Here is a 19241-nt window from a genome sequence, read left to right as displayed (position 1 = left end):
TCCGCCCCGCCCCGCCGCTTCCTTCCGTCCGCGGCGCAAGGAGATATATTACGCGCACCCCCTCCCGCGGTCAAGGGTCTTTCTCGCCTTTTTCCCGGGAGGGGGCGCCTCGGAGGGCTACTTTCCCAATATGACCTGGGACGACGCGCTTCTATTGCCTTTCGGGCCGCGTACACATTCCCTCCATAAGCCCAGGAAGAGGAGCGGGAGGCGAGAATGCGACCCTGCATTTAGGGGCGCTTCGCCGCAGGGGGAGGCTCCCCGCCGCAGGGGGACTCCCCGCCGCAGGGAGATTCCCTCCGCCCTACGGCGACGCCCCTTGCTATGCAAAGAGGCCGGGCGACTCTCGTGCGCCCGGCCTCTCAAATAGATAGATAGATAGATAGATAGATAGATAGGGCGGTCGCCTCCGGCATTCGCCCCGCAGAGGAGATTTCACTTCGGCACGCTGCTTATATATGCGCGGCTACCCTCCGGCGCTTCTATCTCGTGGGACAGAAGCGCCGCGCAGGAGGCGGCGCCTTCAACGAGCCCGCACGCTTTCAAAGAATAGAAGGGTCCGCTCTACCCCAAGCTGGCGATGCGCGTCTCGACGGCGGCGATCTGATCTTCCGGCGTGCTCGCACCAGCCGTGATGCCCACCTCGGTGCACTGGTCAAACCAGGCAGGATCGAGCTCAGAAGCGCGCTCGATGTGATGCGTGTTCCCGCACACCGACGAGCAGATCTCGGCAAGACGGGTCGTGTTCGATGAGTTGCGACCACCGATGACGATCATCGCATCGACTTCCCGAGCAAGCGCCGCCGCGGATTCCTGCCGCTCGCGCGTCGCGAGGCAAACCGTATCCTTCACCACGCACTCGACGCCGCGATCTCGAAGTGCTGCAAGCACCTCTTCGAACGCCTCGCGCGTCTGGGTGGTCTGCACCACCACCCCCACCTTGCCCAAAAGGCTTGCCGGCACGTCCGCCGCCCTCCCGGCGACGAGCACTTCCCCGCCAGCCTCTCGCGCATAGGCGACAAGCCCCTCAACCTCGGGATGGCCCGCCTCGCCCACGACGACGACGCGCCCGCATTCGCGAGCAAGCTTCGCCGCCGCCTTCTGCGCCCGGGCGACATGGGGGCACGTGGCGTCGACCACGGGAAGCCCGTGTGCCTCTATCTCGCGTCTGACCTGCGGCGTAACACCATGGCTGCGAATAATAACGCTGCCTTCGACGGCTTGCTCGGGGCTTTCGACAGCGCGGATGCCCCGCTCGGCAAGCTGCGCCACGACCTGAGGATTGTGAATCAGCGGGCCGAGCGTGACGGCGCACGACCCTTCCGACGCGGTATCAAGCGCCATGTTGAGCGCGCGCTGGACCCCGTAGCATGCTCCCGCGCATTTCGCCCGCGTCACCTTCATTTCGACTCCTTCGCCGCAATGATCTCCTCGGGGGTATGCTCGGGGATCGCATGATTCGCGAACACGTCCGTGAAGTCGCGCCCGTCGGGGAACAGCGCCACCATGTCGACCTCATCGCGCGGCACGCGCTGGGAGAGGGCAAAGCACTCGCGCATCGCATACCACGTGCATCCCTCCAGGCGGTCTTCCTTGGGGAGGAAGTCGAAATCGCTGACGAGCAGGGGTGACCCAAACTCCATCGTGATCTTGGGGAAGCGTAAGAACTTGCCCTTCTGCTTCACGAACTCGGCGTTGCGAACGGTCATAGGGAGGATGGGAGCACGCCCCATCTTCGCGATGAACGCGGCGCCGGAGTGGATTTCGGGCTTCTTGGTCCCCTTGCCGCGGCGCGTCCCCTCGGGGAGGATGCCGACGAGCTCGTTGTTCTTCAGGTTGCGCGTCGCGCGCTTGATGGCCACACGGTCGGCCGCATCGCGCTTGATGGGGAATGCGCCAACGCGCGAGAGGATCTGGCCCACAAGCCCGCGGGCGTTGTCGAAGAGCGTCTCGCGGCCGAGCAGGCGAACCCACTGGCTGGGGCGGCATGCGATATACATGCAGGCCACGTCGAGAAACGACGTGTGGTTCGCCACGAGAAGCACGCCCGATTTCTTGTTGAATGCCCGCAGGTTCTCGCGTCCGTCGACGCGATAGCGGAAGCAGATTTTGAAAACGAAGGCGACGACCACCCAAACGATGTTCCCGAACCAATGGGGAATCTGCTTTTCGGTCGACGTGCCCCCGAGCGGCATGTCCCACATCTTCTCGTATGGCAGAAAGACGCTCATGCGCAGCCCTTTCTCTTGAATATGCGCGCGAACCCTGCAAGTTGGGCGCCCCGCCCCGAAAGGCAGGGCGCCATTTTGCGATTACCCCTGAGCCTGCTCGGCGCGCGAGCAGATGAAGGAGATGATTTCCTCGATGGTCTTGCCCGTCGAGTCGAGATGCACGGCGTCTTCCGCCGGCTTGAGGGGCGACGCGGCGCGCGAGGAATCGATTTCGTCGCGCTTCTTGATGTCGGCGAGAACCTCCTCGTAGTTCGTCGAACCCACGCGACGCTCCTCGTTCTGCTTGACGCGGCGGGTCGCGCGCTCCTCCGCGCTTGCCGTGAGGAACACCTTCACGGGCGCCTCGGGGAAAACGACCGTGCCGATGTCGCGGCCCTCAACCACGTAGTCGCCCGCGCGGCCGATGCGCTGCTGTTGGGCGACAAGCGCCTCGCGAACTGCGGGAACGGCGGCAACCGGCCCCACAGCTCGGTCGATTTCGGACGTGCGGATGGAATCGGTCACCTCCGTGCCCGAAATGAAGACGCGACGAGGAACAGGGTCGCCCTCGACATGCCCGAATTCGATTTCGTTGTCGCGCGCGATCGCGCCGAGCGCATCGGCGTCGTCGAAGGAAACGCCGTCGGCGAGCGCCTTCCACGCGATGGCGCGATACATTGCCCCCGTGTCGAGGCACGAGAACCCGAGCCGCTTTGCCGCTGCCTTAGCGACGGTTGACTTGCCTGCCCCCGAGGGGCCATCGATTGCGACGATCATTTCGCCAGCCTTTCAATATCGGCGCGAAAGCCCGGATAGCTTACGCGAACTGCCTCAAAATCACGGATAGACACGGGATGGGCTCCCGTGAATCCAACAAGCGACCAGGTCATCGCAAGACGATGGTCGCCCAGGGAATCGAACACGAGCCCCTCGGGCACGACGAGACCCGGCTTGCCCTCGATATGCAGGTCGTCGCCTTCGGCCCATGCGCGCACACCGAGCTTGGAGAGCCCCTCCAAGATGGCGGCGAGGCGGTCGGTCTCCTTCACGCGCAGCTCCCCCACCTCGTGAAAGACCGTCGTGCCTTCGGCGTGGGCGGCCACAAGGGCGAGCACGGGGATCTCGTCGACGAGCGAGGCGATCTCGCGCCCCGCGACCTCGCACGAGCGCAGATGCTCGACATAGGAAACCGAGATGGTGCCGCAAGGTTCCTCCCCCGCGCTGCCCGTCGGCTTCAGGGCGATGTCGGCGCCCATGCGCTCGAGCACCCGTACGAAGCCGATGCGCGCCTCGTTCAAGCTCACGTTCTCGATGTCGATCGCGCTATCGGAAAGAAGAGCCGCCGCGCACGCCATGAACGCCGCAGACGAGGGGTCGCCCGGCACGTCGACGTCGCAGGCATGAAGGCTCTGCCCACCAACGACGGAAGCCTCCCCTGGCGCCGCTTCGACGCCGACGCCGAAGCCGGGGAGCATGAGCTCAGTGTGGTTGCGCGAGGGCGCCGGCTCGTGAACGCTCGTCGTGCCCGATGCGAAGATGCCGGCGAGTAGAATCGCCGTCTTCAGCTGGGCGGAAGCAACCGGTGAATCATAGGAAATCGCAGCGAGATCGCGCGTTCCCGTAATGGAGAGCGGGAGCGTCGTCGCGCCTTCCGGGGCAAACCGAGCGCCCATCAGCTCGAGCGGAGCCGCGATCCGGCGCATCGGACGACGGCGAAGGGAGTCGTCGCCCGTGAGCTCGACGGTGATGTCCCATGGCGCGAGCACGCCCATGAGCAGGCGAACCGTCGTGCCGGAATTGCCGCAGTCGATGGCGTCCTCTGGCTGCGAAGGACCTAAGCCGCCCCAGCCGCGGATGTCGCCCGCAAGGCTTCCATCAGGCCGCTTTTCGAGGTTGGCCTCGGCGCCCAGAGCGCGCACGGCGCCGATAGAGGAGCGCACATCGGCGGAGTCGAGCACGCCGGACACATGCGAAGTGCCTTCGGCCATCGCGGAGAAGAGCACCGAGCGATGCGAGATCGACTTGTCGCCGGGAACGCGAACCGCACCGGACAGCGGACGGGCGAGCGGCTCGATGAGGGTTGCCTGCCTGGTTGTTGCATCTGCGGGCTCGGCGGGCGTTGCGACGTCGTTGCGTACAGTGGACGCCGGTTGTTCGTTAGTCGACATGGATATGCTCCTTCGGGGAGAGCGGATTGAACGACACCGAGAAGCCCGCGCCGATGAGCTGGGCAGACAGCTTTCCAACATCGCCCTCGTCGGTCAAAACGAGCGAGAGCACGGCGCGATCCTCGGTGATGTGATCGATTTCGATCGATTGGATATTGCAGCCAGCGGAGCTCGCGATCGTGGTGACCTCCGCGACCACGCCCTTTCGATCGGACATGGGAATGCGAACCTCGAGGAGCTTGTCGGTCGAGGGAACCCAAGCGGCGGGCAGCGCGCGGCGGGCCTGTGCCGCCTCCTCGAGAAGACGAGTCGTCGCCTCGCGATCGTGCGCATCGATGGCGTCCGCGAAATCGCCGATGATGCCCTGCATCTCGCGCAAACCGCTCGTGAGCGCGCAGGCGTTGTCGAACGCGATGCCGCACCACAGCTTCGAAGAGCCCGCCGCAATGCGCGTGGAATCCTTGAAGCCGCCCGCCGCAAGGCGCATGAGCGACTGCTGCTCGTCGGCGTGGCGACTTGCCAGTTGCACGAGCGAAGCCGCGATGATATGAGGAACATGGCTTACGACGGCAATGGAATCATCATGCTCATCAGGCGCTATGGCAACCACACGCGCGCTCAAGCTCGTGATGAGCTCATGCAGGCGCTGGAAATGCTCAGGCGGCGTGTCCGCGTCGGGGCACAAAATCCAGTTAGCGCCCTCGAAAAGATCGGGGCGGGCACCGTCGATGCCGTTTTTCTCCGAACCCGCCATGGGATGGCCCGGCACGTAATTGCGACGATGCGGCAGAATCTCTTTCGTCGCCGCGAGGATGTGAGCCTTCGTGGAAAGCGTGTCGGTGACGACACCGCGATAATCCCAATCTCGGAGAAGGCGCAGGTAATCGTCGACCGCAGCAACCGGCGTCGCCAAGACGACGAGATCGGCGCGGTCCTTCACGAAATCGGAGAACGCCTCGCTTTCGGGGGCGCTAGCGTTCGCCACCCACCCACGCGAGATTGCCTCGCCGCAAGTCCGCGAATCGACGTCGACCCCGAAGACCTCGATATCGGGGTCGGATTTTGAAATGGCGGCCGCAAGCGACGCGCCAATGAGCCCCAGCCCAACCACGGCGATGTGATCGAACCCGTGCGGGACCTTATTTACAGCATTTTCAGACATGCACTAACCTTTTCCTCGCGCCCAAGTCCTCGTCGCCCGGGCAGCAGTCGTTTAGTTTAGCAGTTACGGGCAGATCGCGGCCTTCAGTTCGCCGACTTCCACATCCGTGAGCTCGCGCCATGAGCCGCGGGGCAAATCCCCTAGCTCGAGCGGACCAAAGGAAGAGCGATGCAGCGCGATGACCGGATAACCCACCGCTTCGAGCATGCGGCGAACCTCCCGCTTACGGCCCTCGCGCAAGCAGACGAGCACATAGCTCCCCGTCTTCTCACGGACCGCCCGGCTGCGCTTGCCAGCATGCGAGGCGTTGATGCCGCCCGCACCCTTGCCCGTCCCGATCGCGCGCGCGGCCTTTTGCGCATCGCTGCCCCGCAAAAGCTCGGCACGAGCGGGAAGCGTCATGCCGTCGGAGAGGGCAACACCGCAGCGCAACCGATCAAGCGCCTTGGCGTCGGGCGCCCCTTCGACCAGGGCAAGGTAGCGTTTCTCCACATGGCGGCGCGGGTGCAGAAGCGCGTTTCCCAGCTCGCCGTCGGTCGTGAAGAGAAGAAGGCCCGTCGTGTCGCGGTCGAGGCGCCCCACGGGGAACAGCCCCGGGAAGCGATCGACGGGGACGAGGTCGGCCACCGTAGCTCGACCCTGGGGGTCGTCCATCGTGGTGACGTAGCCTGCGGGCTTGTGAAGCATAATCGTGACGTCGCCCTCGGCAAGGCGCACCAGCGCTCCGCCGTCAACGCGAATCTCGTCGCTGCCAGGATCGACCGAGCACCCCAGCTCAGCAGGCTGCCCGTTCACCGTGACGCGACCGGCGACGATGAGCTCTTCGGCATGGCGGCGCGACGCGACGCCCGCGCGCGCAAGAAACTTCTGCAGGCGCATCATGGCTACTCGTCTTCCGTTTCGAACGTGAGCTCATCGAAGTCGATCTTGTCGACCACGCCGAAGCCCTGGGCCATGGCCTGGCGAAGCATCTCCTGCGCCGAACCGTCGTCCATACCGGAAAAGCCCTCTTCCTCGCCGTCTTCCCCTGCTTCGTCGCGCGACGCAGCCGCACGGTAACCCGCATCCTGCGAGAACAGCGACTCGGGCGCCGTATGACCCACGAGCGCCTCGCCCGCAACGGCCCCGCTCATGTCGCCCTCCTCGTCGTCGTAGACGATGCGGTCGAGCACGTCGCCCTCGTCGTGTTCAAGTGCGGTACCACTTGCCTCATGAGCTGCGGAAAGGCGCTCGCGGATAAGCGTGCGCGTGGAATCGTCGGGAGCAAACTCGGAAAGGTCGGGCAGATCGGCGGTGGAGCGCAGGCCGAACTTCTCCAAAAACACTCGCGTCGTGGCGTAGAGCGTGGGGTTGCCGGGCGTGTCCGCAGTCCCCGCCTCGCGCACGAGGCCCTTTTCCACCAGGGAGTTGATGGAGCTGTCAGAGTTCACGCCGCGCACGCTCGCCACCTGGGCGCGCGTCGTGGGCTGGGTATACGCCACGATCGCGAGCGTTTCCATGGCGGCTTGGGAGAGCTTGCGCGTGTCCCAGGAAAGGACGTACTTCTCGATGAGCTCGTGGTAAGCGGGGTGCGTGTACAGCCGCCAGCCGCCCGCCACTTCACGCAGCTGGATGCCTCGGTTTTCGGCCTCGAGCTTGTCGCGAAGCCCCACAAGGGCACTCTCGACGTCGGCAGGGTCGATCTCGAGCATGTCGGCGAGCGCGATGGTGCCGACCGGCTCGTCGGTCACGAACAGCATTGCCTCTATTGCGCCTGCGAGCTGGTCTTTCTGCAAACCTTCGAACATGGTTACTCCTCCTCGCCCACCGACGTGAGCGCATCTTCGCCCGTCAGGTCGAGCTCACCCGACCCCTCGATGTAGTCGATCGAGATATCGCCGAACAACTCGTCTTGGTTGATCTTCACCATGGAGCGCTTGTAGAGCTCGAGCACCGCGAGGAATGTCACGACAACGACTGGCGTCGGCGTGCGCCCATCGACTAAGTCGGAAAACCGCAGGTGTCCGCGGTTGACGATGCGCTGGTGGATGGCCCGCACGTGCGTCTCGACGGGAATGGGCTTTGCGGCGATATGCTCGCTTTCCAGAAGGAACACATCACGTCGGGCCAGCGCACGGGCGCACGTGAGCGCGAGACCGTCGAGCGTGACGTCTTTCAGGTAGTCGGGCATGAGGTTCAAGAAGCACACGTCGGGTCCGAACGGACGCGTGTGCATGCGGCCTTCCGACACGAAGCGAGCATGAAGGGCGGCGCTCGCGTTCTTGTACTGCTTGTAGGCAAGCAGCCGCTCGACCAGGATATCGCGCGCCTCGCTCGGGGTGAGCTCCGCGATATCGTCGTCGATTTCGGGCGTATCCTGCGGGATGAGGCTTTGCGCCTTGATCTCGAGCAGCGTCGATGCCACGAGCAGAAAGTCGCTCGCCACGTCGAGGTCGAGGTTCTTCATGCGCGTGACCTCGGCGAGGTATTGGTCGGCAATCTCGGTGATCGAGATGGCGCCGATATCGACTTTCTGCCTGCTCACGAGGTATAGCAGAAGATCGAACGGGCCCTCGAAGCTTGCAGTGCGGACTTTATAGGACACAGCTTCGCCCCCTAGGAAACCCTGAACGGGAACAACAGGTTGGCCACATTTCCCGCCGTGACGTCGAGGTAGACGCCTATGGGGTTCACGTGCAGGACATACGGTAGAACGATGAGGACGATCATGAAGACGGGCATGGCGTACTGCTGCACGCGGTAGTACGTGTGCATGTGCTTTTTCGGGATGAAAAGCGCGAGCACCGACGAGCCGTCGAGCGGCGGAATCGGCAGCAGGTTAAAGAAGAGCAGATAGAGATTGATGAGCGCGAACATGGGCAGGAACATGAGGTAGAAGTATGCGAACGCCTCGCTTTGCGCGACGAGCGCGGGCGCTTGGCCGTAGAGGGCCCAGGCGATGGCGCCGGCGAAGGCGGCCATCACGAGGTTCGCCGCCGGTCCGGCAAGGCCAACGATGACGTCGCCCGTCTTGGGGTTCTTGAAATAAGACGGGTTGTAGGGAACCGGCTTCGCATAGCCGAACACGGGGCCGTTCATCGCGAGCATGCACAAAGGCAGGATGACCGTGCCGAACGGGTCGACGTGCTTGAGCGGGTTAAGCGACAGGCGCCCCGCGCGCTTAGCCGTGGGATCGCCGAGCTTGTATGCCGCAAACCCGTGCGCCACCTCGTGAAACACGATGGCGGGCACGAAGCTTAGGACCGAGCAGACTATGTAGGCAAGATATTGTGATGACATGGGTCATAAGTGTAGCGCAAGGGAAAGCCCGCTAAGCGCGCACCTCACTCCCCTGCGCGAAAAGTGCGCAGATGGAAAGCGAGAAGGCATTGCGCTTGCGGGCGCAAGAATCCAGAGCGCCAGTGCCGGCGCCCGCCTTAAAACAGGCACCGACACCGAGCGGCGATCGCGGCAAGACGCCTGCGCCGATTACGTCACCAGCGCGGGCGTCGGCTTCACGCTACTTCAAAATCCCCTGTCGATACGCCTTCATGATCAGGGTCGCGGCGCGCTCGCGAGAAGTGCTCTCGGCGGGCGCGAACGTGTAGGTCCCGTCGTGGTTATCGTAGCCGCTGACAAGGCCAGATTCCTTAGCCCAGGCCACCGAACCCACAGCCCAGTCGGATATGGCGTCGCTATCGGTCAAGTCGCCGAGAGCTGACAGATCGCCGGCCTGGCCACCGTTCGCGTAGTTGCAGAAGATCTTGGCCACCTGCTCAGCGGTCACCGGCTCATTGGGCATAAAGCTAAACGTGCCGTCGCCGTTGTTGAAGCCGTTGATCACATGGTTGGCAACAGCCCAGTTGGCAGCACCGGTGTACCACACGAAGGACTCGACATCGTCCATACCCGTGGTGTTAGGCGTGTCGGCGGGTTTGTACGCTGCAGCAGCGTCGGGGTCGGCTGCGCGCCAGAGGATCATGGCGAACTGCGCACGCGTGAGGGGCCTGCCTACGCCGAACAGACCGGCATCGGGGCCTTCCGCATAGCCAGTGATAAGGCCCTTCGCGGAGCAGAACGACACACCCTCGGCGTACCACTCGGCATAGTCGACGTCGGGGAACTCAGACGGGACGCTCGCGAACTGCGCCACATACGTTACATCCTCGGATGCGCGCACCTCGATATCAGCACCGCCGGCGATCGCTTCCCGCTCACCCGATGCGCCCTCGCGCTGCCACCCGATGAACACGCTGCCTTCCGATGCTCGCGCGTGGATGGCGATTTTGCCGCCAGCAACCACCGTGCCGCCGCCCCAAACGTCGCCTTCACCTTCCGCGGAAACGGACACCGTCGCTTCCTGCAAGTCCGAGCCCGACGCGACGGAGGAAGCCTTCGCCTCGTCGCCGGTCGAGTCGTCCACGAGCACGCAATCAGCGGGAGCATCCTGCGCGCACACATCGAGCGAGAACACATCGCCCTCCTCGATAGCAACCCCTTGGTAGCTTTTCACGCTGACAGGATCACTGCTTAGGACATCTCGCTCCTCAACGGTCACGTCCATCTCGCCGCCGTCGGTCGCGGTGACTTCGACGCGGTAGTCGCCACCGGCGGGGATATCGACCATCTTCACGCCGTCGGATGTCACTGCCGCGGGAAGACCCTCTTCAAGCAGGGTCTCGTCAACCTCATCGTTGGAAATCGATGCGACAAGATTGCTCTCGGCGTCGTAAACCTTGACGTCGACCGGGCAGGCAACAAGCAGCGAGCGGTAATTCTTGCGGGCGAATATCTCGGGGAACTCGCCGAGCGCAGCCTCATCGCTTTCCATCCACGCCACGTAGGTTTCCTGCGTATGCCCGTGCACCACGCCCTTGCCCGTGATGAACGCCCCGTTAAGCGCGCCCGTGCCGAAAATGGCCGTGAACAGGAGCTTGTACTGCGGGATCACCATCGCTGCGTACAAAACGGCATAGTCGCCGTTATCGGCGGAACCCATGATGGCAGCCTTCACGAGACTCGTGAACACCTCATGCGGCGTTACCCCAGCCAGACGGTTGTGGTAGTACCACCAGGTCGATCGAGCGAGCATCGCCATCTCCGTCGAGATCGACGATGCGGTGACGGAGCCAGTGAGGTAGCCTCGGTACTTTTCCCCGTCGCTGAAGCGCTCGAAGTACTCGTTCATCTTTGCCAGCTGCGCCTTGTAGTCGCCCCTAAGCGTGTTCGACCTGGAAGGCAGCGCCAGATCATTGCCGTAGCGGCCGTAGCCCCATTCGCCAAGCGGCACCTTGATGACGACGTCCTCGGGGTTCACAATGTTGAAGATGTTGCCGTACTTGGCATCGCTGCGGTTGCTTGCACGCGTGGCGTTGGGCGATTCGAACGTGAAGGTGTAGACGTTGTCGGGCGAGAGCGTCCCCGCGTCGGTTGTCAGCCCATCGTCAAGACGGGCACCGAGAATGTTCGACACCGCCGCGCCCCGGCTGTGGCCGGCGATGAGCACGCGCGCTTTGGCGAGGTCGATGCCGTTGTCGTACACGTAACTGCGCAGGGCCCGAAGCACCTGCAGCGCCCCCGCCTTAAAACCCTCGTGCGTTTCCTGGTCGGAATTCTGCAGCGTGTCGGCGACGTTGAGGTTGCTGAGCCACTCGCCGTTGCCGGGCGTACCGCGCACGATGACGGCGATGATCGGCACGCCGTTTGAGGTCATGCGCGTCTCGATGGAGTAGCCAACCTGGTCGTAGTCGCCGTTGTAGTCCTTCCCTTCGGGGTGATATTCCACCGAATCGAACGCATTGAAGCCGAGCTCGTCTCGCAACGTCTTTTTCACGAACGACTCATCGTAAGCCGCGGCGGCGAGCACGGCGGCAGTGGTGGCAAGGTCGTGGTTGTACGTGTACGAAGAGGCGTTAAACCAGGCATCGTCCCAGTTCACTACAGTCGCAGCTTCACCATCGCCCCCCGAAGCCTTAAACCAAGCGCTTGCCGTGAAGGGGTCAGAGGGAATCGTTTCGGACGGGACTGCGCCCGATGAACCCGCAGGAAGGGCAACTTTGTCCATGACTTGGTAAGGTGTCCACTGCTGTTCTAAGGTCATGTATCCGAGCTGTCCGTAATTGTTGCAGCCCCACGTCCAAAGCGTGCCATCCTGCTTGAGGGCGGCAGTATGGTTCATGCCCACCGAAGCGCAGACAACCCCTTCGAGGTATTGTACGGGCTTAAGCTGGTCCCAATAAGTCACTCCAACTTGGTTGTAGTGGCCTTCGCCCCACACCCACAACGTGCCGTCTTTCTTGACAGCCGAGGAGTTACAACCGCGGAATGATATCGAAGCTACGTCATCCATCACCTTGACGGGAACGCGGCTATCCTCGGTCGTTCCATTCCCCAACTGTCCATCAAGATTCCATCCCCAGGTTAAAAGTGACCCATCTGTCATGATGACCCCAGTATGAGACCCGCCGAGCGACACAGCAGAAACACCGTCCATAACCTTGATGGGGGTGGTGCTACTCTCAGTCGTGCCGTTTCCGAACTGCCCTTTCGAATTGTCGCCCCACATCCAGAGCGCCCCATCGCAATCAATCGCGGCGGAATAACCAGTGCCCAAAGAAACGGCAGCGACATTATTCATTATCATTTTTGGCTCATAGTTGCCGCTGTCGTTAGTCGTCCCGTTGCCCAGCTCGCCATGCGAATTATCGCCCCACATCCAGAGCGATCCGTCGCGCTTGATTGCGGCGACATGCAGATAGCCGAGCGAAACGCTGACAACATCGTCCATGACCTTTGCGGGAGCGAATCCATAAGGAGATCCCATATCCTCGTTTCCGACCACGCCCCCTCCGTTATAACCCCACATCCAAAGCTCTCCGTTATTTTTGACAGCAGCCGAAAAATTTGTAGCGAGAGCAACGCTCGCAACATCGTCCATGAGCTTGTTCGGCGTACAAGAGTAATCATCACCAGGGCCCAACAAATATCCAAGCTGAAATACGTTGTTACGGCCCCAGGTCCAAAGCTCCCCATTCTCGGTGATAGCAGCTGAATGGTCCTCGCCTGCCGCGGAGATGGTGTTCCCGAACGGCAGCGTCTCGGTTGAAGATTGCGCGGCGGTTGCGAGCTGCGTTGAGTCCGCAGGTTGAGCCACAGCTGCGAACTGCGTTGACTCGGAGGATTGGTCGGCATCGGCAGGTAGGGCCGAATCCGCAGTTGAGGCACCTTCCGCAACCTGGGCAGCGTCTGAGGCAGAGGCCTCACCTTCGGCATCGCTCGCCCATGCCGAACCGTAGAACGACGCGCAGGGCAAAAGCCCCGCCACGAGCACAATTGACAAGAAAGATGAGAGCGCTTTGCGCCATGGATTCGCCATGCCGTACCTCCGCGTTTCAATGATACAATCGAGCAGTTTGGTGCATTGTACCAAACTGCAAGCAACCTTAGGATGCAAGCATTGAAGAGAGGCGAACATCGCCGCTAAGGGTGTATGCCCGTTTGAGCAGCTTTGTTTCGATGGGGACAATCGGGGCGATTCCGCAGAATGACGTGCGCTGTCGATGGACGGAGGGCTAGCTCATGTTCGGCCAGGATTGTTGGCGGAGGGCCTCGTAGGTTGCGATGGCCACGGCATTCGAAAGGTTCAAGCTGCGCTCGTTCTCGCGCATGGGGATACGAACGCACGCGTCGAGATAACGCTCGATCACGGACGCATCAAGCCCGCGGCTCTCGCGTCCGAACAGGAGAAACGCGCCTTCACCGTAAACCGCATCGGTGTAGTTGCGCGACACGTGCCCCGTGAACAGGTGCAGCTCGTCTCCCCCGTGTACCTCGAAGAACGCGTCCGCACATGGCCACTGCATGATTTCGACGTCGTCCCAGTAGTCGCAGCCCGCACGCTGCAGGTTGCGCTGCGTCAAGCGGAAGCCCATGGGCTCCACAAGATGCAGCACCGAGCCCGTGCAGGCGCATGTGCGGGCGACGTTGCCCGTGTTCTGGGGAATCTCAGGTTCGACAAGCACAATGTTCAGGGGTTTCACTTCTGCCTCTTATTCCGCGCAACGCAAGCAATCGGTAACGTGGGGCTGGATTCCGCGCCGGCTCCATGCTCAAACAGTCCTGAGCTCGCACGAACAGCCCACTGGGCTGTTCGGCTCGTGCGGAACTGCGCGTGGAGCCGGCCCGGAACCCAGCGAACCGGCTGCGAGCAACAGGTCAACGTACAAATCACGCTTGCGCTTTCTGCTTCTCCATCTCGACCTCAAGTTCCTCGTTCAGCACGAACCATTCTTCCTCAGCTGCGGCGATTCGCTTCTTGAGCTGGGCGTGCTCGGCGATGGCATCCGACGAGGCATCCTCATTGATGTAGAAGTCGGGGTCGGCCATAAGTTCGAGCAGCTCCGCCATGCGCGCGTTATCTCGCTCCATCTGCTTGTCGAGCTCGGCAATGCGCTTGCGGTGGTTTTTGAGCGCGGCGTAGGCTCGGTTGCGCGCCTCAGCTTCGCGGCGCTTCTGCTCCTTAGTCTTCGGGGCGCTGCCGCGCGGGGCCGTGAGCTGCGTCTTCGCGCCCGACGAAGCGCTGGCGCCAGCCGTGTTGCCCGATCCGGTCTTACCCGACGCGGGAGCCTTCCCCGCCGCCTTCATCGCACTTGCGGCCTTGCTTCCCGAGCCTCCCATGACCTCATCGACAAGCGACGCTTCCTTCGGAGCCTCACCATCGAGCTGGCCGCTCTTATATAGGTAGTAATCGTAGTCGCCCGCGTAGTTGGTGACGCGGCCGTCCTTCACTTCCACGATGCGGTTCGCAACGCCCCTGATGAGGTGCCTGTCATGTGTGATGAACAGCACCGTGCCCTCGAACGCGTTCAGCGCCTGCTCCAAGATGTCGGCGCTCGCGATGTCCAAGTGGTTGGTCGGCTCGTCGAGACACAGCAGAGGACGCGGCGCCACGAGCATCTTCGCCAGCGCAAGGCGGCTCTTCTCGCCGCCGGAGAGCACACTCACGCGCTTGTCGACGTCGTCGCCGTTGAAGAGGAATGCGCCCAAAAGCGTGCGCACCTGGCTGATCGTCCAGCCCGGCGCCACGTGGTCGATTTCCTCAAACACGGTGTTTCCCGAGGTCAGTTCTTCAAGTTGATGCTGTGCGTAGTAGGTTTTCGACACGTGCGTGCCGTACTTGATCACTCCTGCATCGGGCGCGAGCACGCCGGCGATCATCTTCAGGAGCGTCGACTTGCCAGCGCCGTTCGGGCCGACGAGCGCCACCTTCTCGCCGCGGTACATCGTGAAATCCAAGCCGTCGTAGACGTGATGGTCGCCGAAGGACTTCCGCAGGCCGCGCGCCTCGACCACCATGTCGCCCGTGCGCGGCGGCTGCTTGAAGTTGAAGTGCACCGTCTTCTTTTCCTCGGGAATCTCCACGAGCTCGGCCTTAAGCCGCTCGAGCCTCGCCGCGCGCTCCTGTGCCTGGCGAGCCTTCGTCGCCTTGTAGCGGAACTTCTCGACGAACGCCTCGAGGCGCTTCATCTCCTCAATCTGCTTGGTGCGCTCCTGCTTCAGCCGCTCGATGCGCTCGGCGCGTTGACGCAGGTAAGCGGTGTAGTTTCCCTTGTAGAGGTTGACCTGCTGGTTGTCGACTTCCGCCACGCGATCGACCATGTTGTCCATGAACGCGCGATCGTGGCTGACGACGATGACGGTGCCCGAGTAGCTGCGAAGGAAGCTTTCGAGCCACTTCACGCTCTCCAGGTCCAGATGGTTCGTCGGCTCGTCGAGCAGCAGCACTTCGGGGTTTCTGATCAGCAGCTTCGCGAGCGCGATGCGCATCTGCCAGCCGCCCGAAAACTCGCTCGTCATGCGGCGCATATCGTCTTCCTTAAAGCCGAGGCCGAACAGCACGCCGCGCACCTTCGCCTCGATGACGTAGCCGCCCAGCCGCTCAAACTCGTCGCGCGCGCGGCCCGCGGCGGCAAGGTCGCGCTCGGTGGGGTTTTCCCCGAGCGATTCTTCGAGCGCGCGCAGGCGCTTCTCGGCGGCGAGCACTTCCACCTGCGAGGCCATGACCTCGTCGAAGATGGGCTGCTCGTCCATCTCGATCGCCTCCTGCTCGAGATAGCCCACGCGCGCACCCTTCGCAAACAGGATGCGGCCCTCATCAGCGTCTTCCTCGCCGGAGATGATGTTGAGCATGGTCGTTTTGCCGGCGCCGTTCGGGCCGACGAGCGCCAGGCGGTCGTATTCCTCAAGCTTGAAAGTGACGTCGCTGAACAGCACGCGGCCGCCGAATGACTTGGAGATATGCTCGAGCTGCAAGATCATGGGTATCGTTCGTCTTTCCTAAATGCCAAAAGTACAACCTATTTATGATACCCGAGAACGGGCTTTCGCGCCGAGGGAAAGCTCCCCTATACAAAACGAACGCCCGCGAAAGGTCGCCTGAGTTGGTGGTCAAAAGAGCGAGTTGTGCGACGATTTTTCGCTCGATTCTCCCTTTCATGAAGGCTTAGAGCATCCCTTGAAAGCAAAGCCCCAGGTCAGTTTCGAGCAAGTTGGATTATTCTGAGATATGGCAGTGCACAACTCGTTCTCTTGACCACCAAGTGGCCTTACTGCTCCAAATCTGGGTCAAAACTTGTCGTCATAAATGCCAGGTTCAATCCAGCGCGAATGAACCGCCACATCACACGCGAGTTCGGATGGATGGCGTCGAAGTGTTCCTTGATTTACGGGAGGTACGCGGGGGCTTGCCCAAACGGAGCGTTTACGAGTTCGCACCCTTTCTGCTGCGAGGGATCTTCGCGATGACGGCGAGAAGGCAGCCGAGCGCAAGGAGCGCCGAGAACCCGAGCGCGGCATGGAAGCCCATAAACTCGTCCGATAGCGGGAAGCACCCGATGAGAAAGACCATGACCGCCGTCGCGAGGGACGCTGCTATCTGGCGCGACATGATCATCCCCGCCGAGCCGTGCGTCGTCAGGCCCGCCTTCCCCAAAGATCCCAAGCCCCACGATGTCGTGGTGGGAATAAGAGTCGTAAGGCCCACGCAGCGCAGCGTTTGACCTAACGCCATGAGCCACAGCGGGGCATCGCTTGGAACGATCGAGCACAGAAGGGCGCCCACGACGAGGAAGCATCCTCCGAATATCGCAACCTTTCGCGCGCCGAAGCGATCGGTCGCCATGCCCGCACCGGGCTCGAACACAAGGGCCGCCAACGCTCCGGGGAACAAAACGAGGCCCGCCTCGAAGGCGTTATGCCCGCCCGCCTCGATGACGGTGAGCGGGATGATGAGCGTCATCCCCATGAAGCAGCCATAGAGCAAACACTGCGCGACGATGCTCACGCGATATTCGCGAAACGTGAAGATCCGCAGGTCGAGAAGCGGTTCTGAGATTGTGCGCTGGCGCGTTACGAACAATGCGACACACGCGATTCCCACAAGCACCGGCGCCCACACGAGCGGCTCGGTTAGCCCCATGTTGGCAGCAGCCGTGAAACCGAGCAGCAGCCCGCCGAAGCCGAAGGTGGAAAAGACGAGCGAGGTGACGTCGAGATGGGCAGCGGCGTCCTTCACCTCGCGCTCCCGGACGACGGCAAGCGCGCAAACGATCAGCACGGCCGACGCGCACGCCAAGATGAGAAACATCGCGCGCCAGCTGAACGCCGTGCACAGCGCGCCACCGACAACCGGGCCGATATTAGGCGCGAACCCCAGGGCGATGCCCGCAATACCCATCGCCGTCCCGTGGCGGTTCTCGGGAAAGCGCGTCATGGCGATCGTTTGCAGCAACGGCATGAGCACGCCAGTGCCGAGCGCCTCGAGCACGCGGCCGATGATGAGCATCGGGAAGTTGACCGCGAGGCAGTCGCACAACGACCCGATGAGGTAGAGACCGTACGAATACAAGATAAGGGAGCGTACCGACAGCTTCCGCTGCAAATAAGAAGCGAGAGGAACCGCCGCGCCCATGCAGAAGATGTAAATCGTCGCAAGCCATTGGCCCCAGCCGATTTCCGTCCCTAAATCGCTGAGAACGACATCTGCCATGGCATTGAGCGCCGTCTGCGTCATGCCCCCGAGGCCGGTGCCTACTACCACGATGGCGAACAACGCGTAAACGTAGCTTTTGCTTTGATTCATCTTCTGACAGCTTCCCATCTCCCGCTACCTGCGCCCACGCCTTGCAGGAAAGATGACCCCGAGGCGAAAAGCGGCCGCAAACCATTTTGCGCACAAGGGGCGATATTAGCGGAGCGCAAGCGCAGGGTATCCCCGTCATGTGCTGAAAATCGCTGTCGTGACGAGAAGATATGCTCATACCAGAAGAATGAAGTTTCGAATTGAACGGCGGCTCGGAGCAGGCTTTTCCCCATCCAAAAGACGACTCGGCCCCAAAGTTTTCCGCCTTGGGGCCGAGAATGCGCACCCCTGGCAAAAGGAGGCGCGATGACTATGTCGAGAAAGCCGCGCTACGCGAGCTTCGCGCCAGCGTTCGGGCCGGGCGAACAGGTGAAGAGCTCGTCAACATGCACGAGCACGCCGCCCTTTGCCGTGATGGGCGCGCCCATTGCAGCGAAGCAGCCGTCCACCCACGCCTTCAATTCCTCGAACTGCTCGCCTTCGTTGATGTAGGTCGCGGTGCCGTGAATCTGGTAGGCGCCCTCGTCTCCCCAGAAGGTGATGGCAACCTTCTGGTTCTCCTTCAGGTTCGCAAGCGTTTTGTTGAAGAACTGGTCGGAGATGTAAACCGTCTCGGCATCGATGACTTTCTTCATTCCCATCGGGTCGGCGTTCGGCACGCCATCGGAGGTTGCCGTTGCAAGCACGACGTTTTTCATCTGATTGAACGCGTCCTGTACCTCTTTGGGCATAACCGCCATAGCATCCTTCTTTCTCGCGGGTCCAGCAGAGCGCGTACGGGTGCGCCCCGCAATCTATGACCCTATGATACCCCCGAACGCCCCTTCGCTAAGCAACCTTTTCAAGCCGCGCTTTCTCGTTTTCGCGCGCAATCGGCCGTTTGATAGTTGCGGGGACCAGTCCCTCGTGCCACCATAAGAGCGAAATTGGAACAGGAGCAACCATGGATTATCTGGAAAACCTTACGATCGACCCTACTGCGCACATTGCGCCCTCTGCCACGGTGATCGGCGACGTTGCGGTCGGCGCCGAGTGCACCGTTTTGCAGGGAGCAACCATCCGCGGCGATTTCGGCGGCCGCATCGAGATTGGGAAGCGGACCAACGTTCAAGAAAATTGTTGCATCCACGTGAACCACGACGAGGTCACGCGCATCGGCGACAGAGTGACCATCGGGCATGGGGCGATCATCCACGGCTGCGACATCGGCGCGGGCACGCTGATCGGCATGGGGGCTACCGTGATCGATCGCGCCAAAATCGGCTCGCAGTGCCTCGTGGGCGCGGGCGCGCTCGTGACCGGCACGGCCGATATCCCCGACGGATCGCTGGTGATAGGCTCGCCCGCGCGCGCTGTGCGCCCCCTCACCGAGAAGGAACTCGCCGAGCTTGAAAGTGCATGGAGGGAATACTGCGAAATCGGCGCCGACATGGAGCGCCAAGGGCTGCTTTTGACCGGAAGCGCGTACAGCCCCCTGCCCCCACGCGCCGCAGCTTCCCGATAGAAACGAGCGGGCGGTGACAGCGGCGCTGGCGCCTCTCTCTCACCCGCGCGTCGAAGCTTCCCAATAGAAACGAGCAGGG

At 62.3% G+C, this 19241-nt stretch carries 15 protein-coding genes; 1 reads left to right on the top strand and 14 read right to left on the bottom strand.

The window, feature by feature from the left end; translation table 11 throughout:
• Positions 1-564: 564 nt before the first annotated feature.
• The 14 genes from ispH to Q0I65_RS05650 form a co-directional block, all read right to left on the bottom strand.
• Positions 565-1404, bottom strand: coding sequence for a 4-hydroxy-3-methylbut-2-enyl diphosphate reductase (ispH, locus tag Q0I65_RS05715; RefSeq protein ID WP_296061013.1), 840 nt, complete (start codon positions 1402-1404; stop codon positions 565-567).
• Positions 1401-2231 (bottom strand): lysophospholipid acyltransferase family protein, encoded by an 831-nt coding sequence (locus tag Q0I65_RS05710; protein WP_296061010.1) that lies wholly within the window; start codon positions 2229-2231, stop codon positions 1401-1403. The genes ispH and Q0I65_RS05710 overlap by 4 nt, the downstream gene beginning before the upstream one ends.
• Before the next feature lie 81 nt (positions 2232-2312).
• Positions 2313-2987: a (d)CMP kinase gene (gene cmk, locus Q0I65_RS05705; protein ID WP_296061007.1), complete on the bottom strand. Its 675-nt coding sequence runs from the start codon at positions 2985-2987 to the stop codon at positions 2313-2315.
• Complete coding sequence (gene aroA, locus Q0I65_RS05700) at positions 2984-4378, bottom strand: 3-phosphoshikimate 1-carboxyvinyltransferase (RefSeq protein ID WP_296061004.1); 1395 nt, start codon at positions 4376-4378, stop codon at positions 2984-2986. The genes cmk and aroA overlap by 4 nt, the downstream gene beginning before the upstream one ends.
• Complete coding sequence (locus tag Q0I65_RS05695; RefSeq protein WP_296061002.1) at positions 4368-5540, bottom strand: prephenate dehydrogenase/arogenate dehydrogenase family protein; 1173 nt, start codon at positions 5538-5540, stop codon at positions 4368-4370. Before Q0I65_RS05695 ends, aroA begins: the two co-directional genes overlap by 11 nt.
• Before the next feature lie 63 nt (positions 5541-5603).
• A complete protein-coding gene (locus tag Q0I65_RS05690) occupies positions 5604-6422 on the bottom strand; it encodes a pseudouridine synthase (protein WP_296060999.1) in 819 nt (272 codons plus the stop codon).
• Positions 6423-6424: 2 nt separating this feature from the next.
• Entirely contained in the window at positions 6425-7327 is a 903-nt protein-coding gene (scpB, locus tag Q0I65_RS05685) for an SMC-Scp complex subunit ScpB (RefSeq protein ID WP_296060996.1), read from the bottom strand.
• A 2-nt stretch (positions 7328-7329) separates the two neighbouring features.
• The gene (locus Q0I65_RS05680; RefSeq protein WP_296060993.1) at positions 7330-8124 is read right to left on the bottom strand and encodes a segregation/condensation protein A; all 795 of its coding nucleotides are present in this window, start codon (positions 8122-8124) and stop codon (positions 7330-7332) included.
• Between the two features lie 11 nt (positions 8125-8135).
• A complete protein-coding gene (locus Q0I65_RS05675; RefSeq protein WP_296060991.1) occupies positions 8136-8819 on the bottom strand; it encodes a site-2 protease family protein in 684 nt (227 codons plus the stop codon).
• A 220-nt stretch (positions 8820-9039) separates the two neighbouring features.
• Positions 9040-12894, bottom strand: coding sequence for an S-layer homology domain-containing protein (locus Q0I65_RS05670; protein WP_296060988.1), 3855 nt, complete (start codon positions 12892-12894; stop codon positions 9040-9042).
• 196 nt (positions 12895-13090) lie between these two features.
• The gene (locus Q0I65_RS05665; RefSeq protein ID WP_296060985.1) at positions 13091-13558 is read right to left on the bottom strand and encodes a tRNA (cytidine(34)-2'-O)-methyltransferase; all 468 of its coding nucleotides are present in this window, start codon (positions 13556-13558) and stop codon (positions 13091-13093) included.
• A gap of 187 nt (positions 13559-13745) precedes the next feature.
• Complete coding sequence (abc-f, locus tag Q0I65_RS05660) at positions 13746-15836, bottom strand: ribosomal protection-like ABC-F family protein (protein WP_296060984.1); 2091 nt, start codon at positions 15834-15836, stop codon at positions 13746-13748.
• 442 nt (positions 15837-16278) lie between these two features.
• Positions 16279-17658 carry an MFS transporter gene (locus Q0I65_RS05655; protein WP_296060981.1) on the bottom strand — a complete coding sequence of 460 codons (1380 nt, stop codon included), beginning with the start codon at positions 17656-17658 and terminating at the stop codon, positions 16279-16281.
• A 329-nt stretch (positions 17659-17987) separates the two neighbouring features.
• Complete coding sequence (locus Q0I65_RS05650) at positions 17988-18398, bottom strand: pyridoxamine 5'-phosphate oxidase family protein (protein WP_296060979.1); 411 nt, start codon at positions 18396-18398, stop codon at positions 17988-17990.
• Between the two features lie 203 nt (positions 18399-18601).
• Here Q0I65_RS05650 and Q0I65_RS05645 point away from each other — a divergent pair, with 203 nt between their 5' ends.
• Positions 18602-19162, top strand: a complete 561-nt coding sequence (locus tag Q0I65_RS05645; RefSeq protein ID WP_296060977.1) for a gamma carbonic anhydrase family protein — start codon at positions 18602-18604, stop codon at positions 19160-19162.
• Positions 19163-19241: the final 79 nt, after the last annotated feature.

This window comes from uncultured Ellagibacter sp., from assembly GCF_934643285.1.
Lineage (GTDB): Bacteria > Actinomycetota > Coriobacteriia > Coriobacteriales > Eggerthellaceae > Ellagibacter.
The sequence above is the reverse complement of the archived record's forward strand: the minus strand, read 5'-3'. Positions and strand labels throughout refer to the sequence as shown.

Coding starts and splice junctions, on each gene's coding strand:
- abc-f (WP_296060984.1), bottom strand. CDS start 15,836: ATGATCTTGCAGCTCGAGCATATCTCCAAGTCATTCGGCGGCCGCGTG.
- scpB (WP_296060996.1), bottom strand. CDS start 7,327: ATGTTCGAAGGTTTGCAGAAAGACCAGCTCGCAGGCGCAATAGAGGCA.
- ispH (WP_296061013.1), bottom strand. CDS start 1,404: ATGAAGGTGACGCGGGCGAAATGCGCGGGAGCATGCTACGGGGTCCAG.
- Q0I65_RS05655 (WP_296060981.1), bottom strand. CDS start 17,658: ATGAATCAAAGCAAAAGCTACGTTTACGCGTTGTTCGCCATCGTGGTA.
- Q0I65_RS05690 (WP_296060999.1), bottom strand. CDS start 6,422: ATGATGCGCCTGCAGAAGTTTCTTGCGCGCGCGGGCGTCGCGTCGCGC.
- cmk (WP_296061007.1), bottom strand. CDS start 2,987: ATGATCGTCGCAATCGATGGCCCCTCGGGGGCAGGCAAGTCAACCGTC.
- Q0I65_RS05650 (WP_296060979.1), bottom strand. CDS start 18,398: ATGGCGGTTATGCCCAAAGAGGTACAGGACGCGTTCAATCAGATGAAA.
- Q0I65_RS05695 (WP_296061002.1), bottom strand. CDS start 5,540: ATGTCTGAAAATGCTGTAAATAAGGTCCCGCACGGGTTCGATCACATC.
- Q0I65_RS05645 (WP_296060977.1), top strand. CDS start 18,602: ATGGATTATCTGGAAAACCTTACGATCGACCCTACTGCGCACATTGCG.
- aroA (WP_296061004.1), bottom strand. CDS start 4,378: ATGTCGACTAACGAACAACCGGCGTCCACTGTACGCAACGACGTCGCA.
- Q0I65_RS05670 (WP_296060988.1), bottom strand. CDS start 12,894: ATGGCGAATCCATGGCGCAAAGCGCTCTCATCTTTCTTGTCAATTGTG.
- Q0I65_RS05710 (WP_296061010.1), bottom strand. CDS start 2,231: ATGAGCGTCTTTCTGCCATACGAGAAGATGTGGGACATGCCGCTCGGG.
- Q0I65_RS05675 (WP_296060991.1), bottom strand. CDS start 8,819: ATGTCATCACAATATCTTGCCTACATAGTCTGCTCGGTCCTAAGCTTC.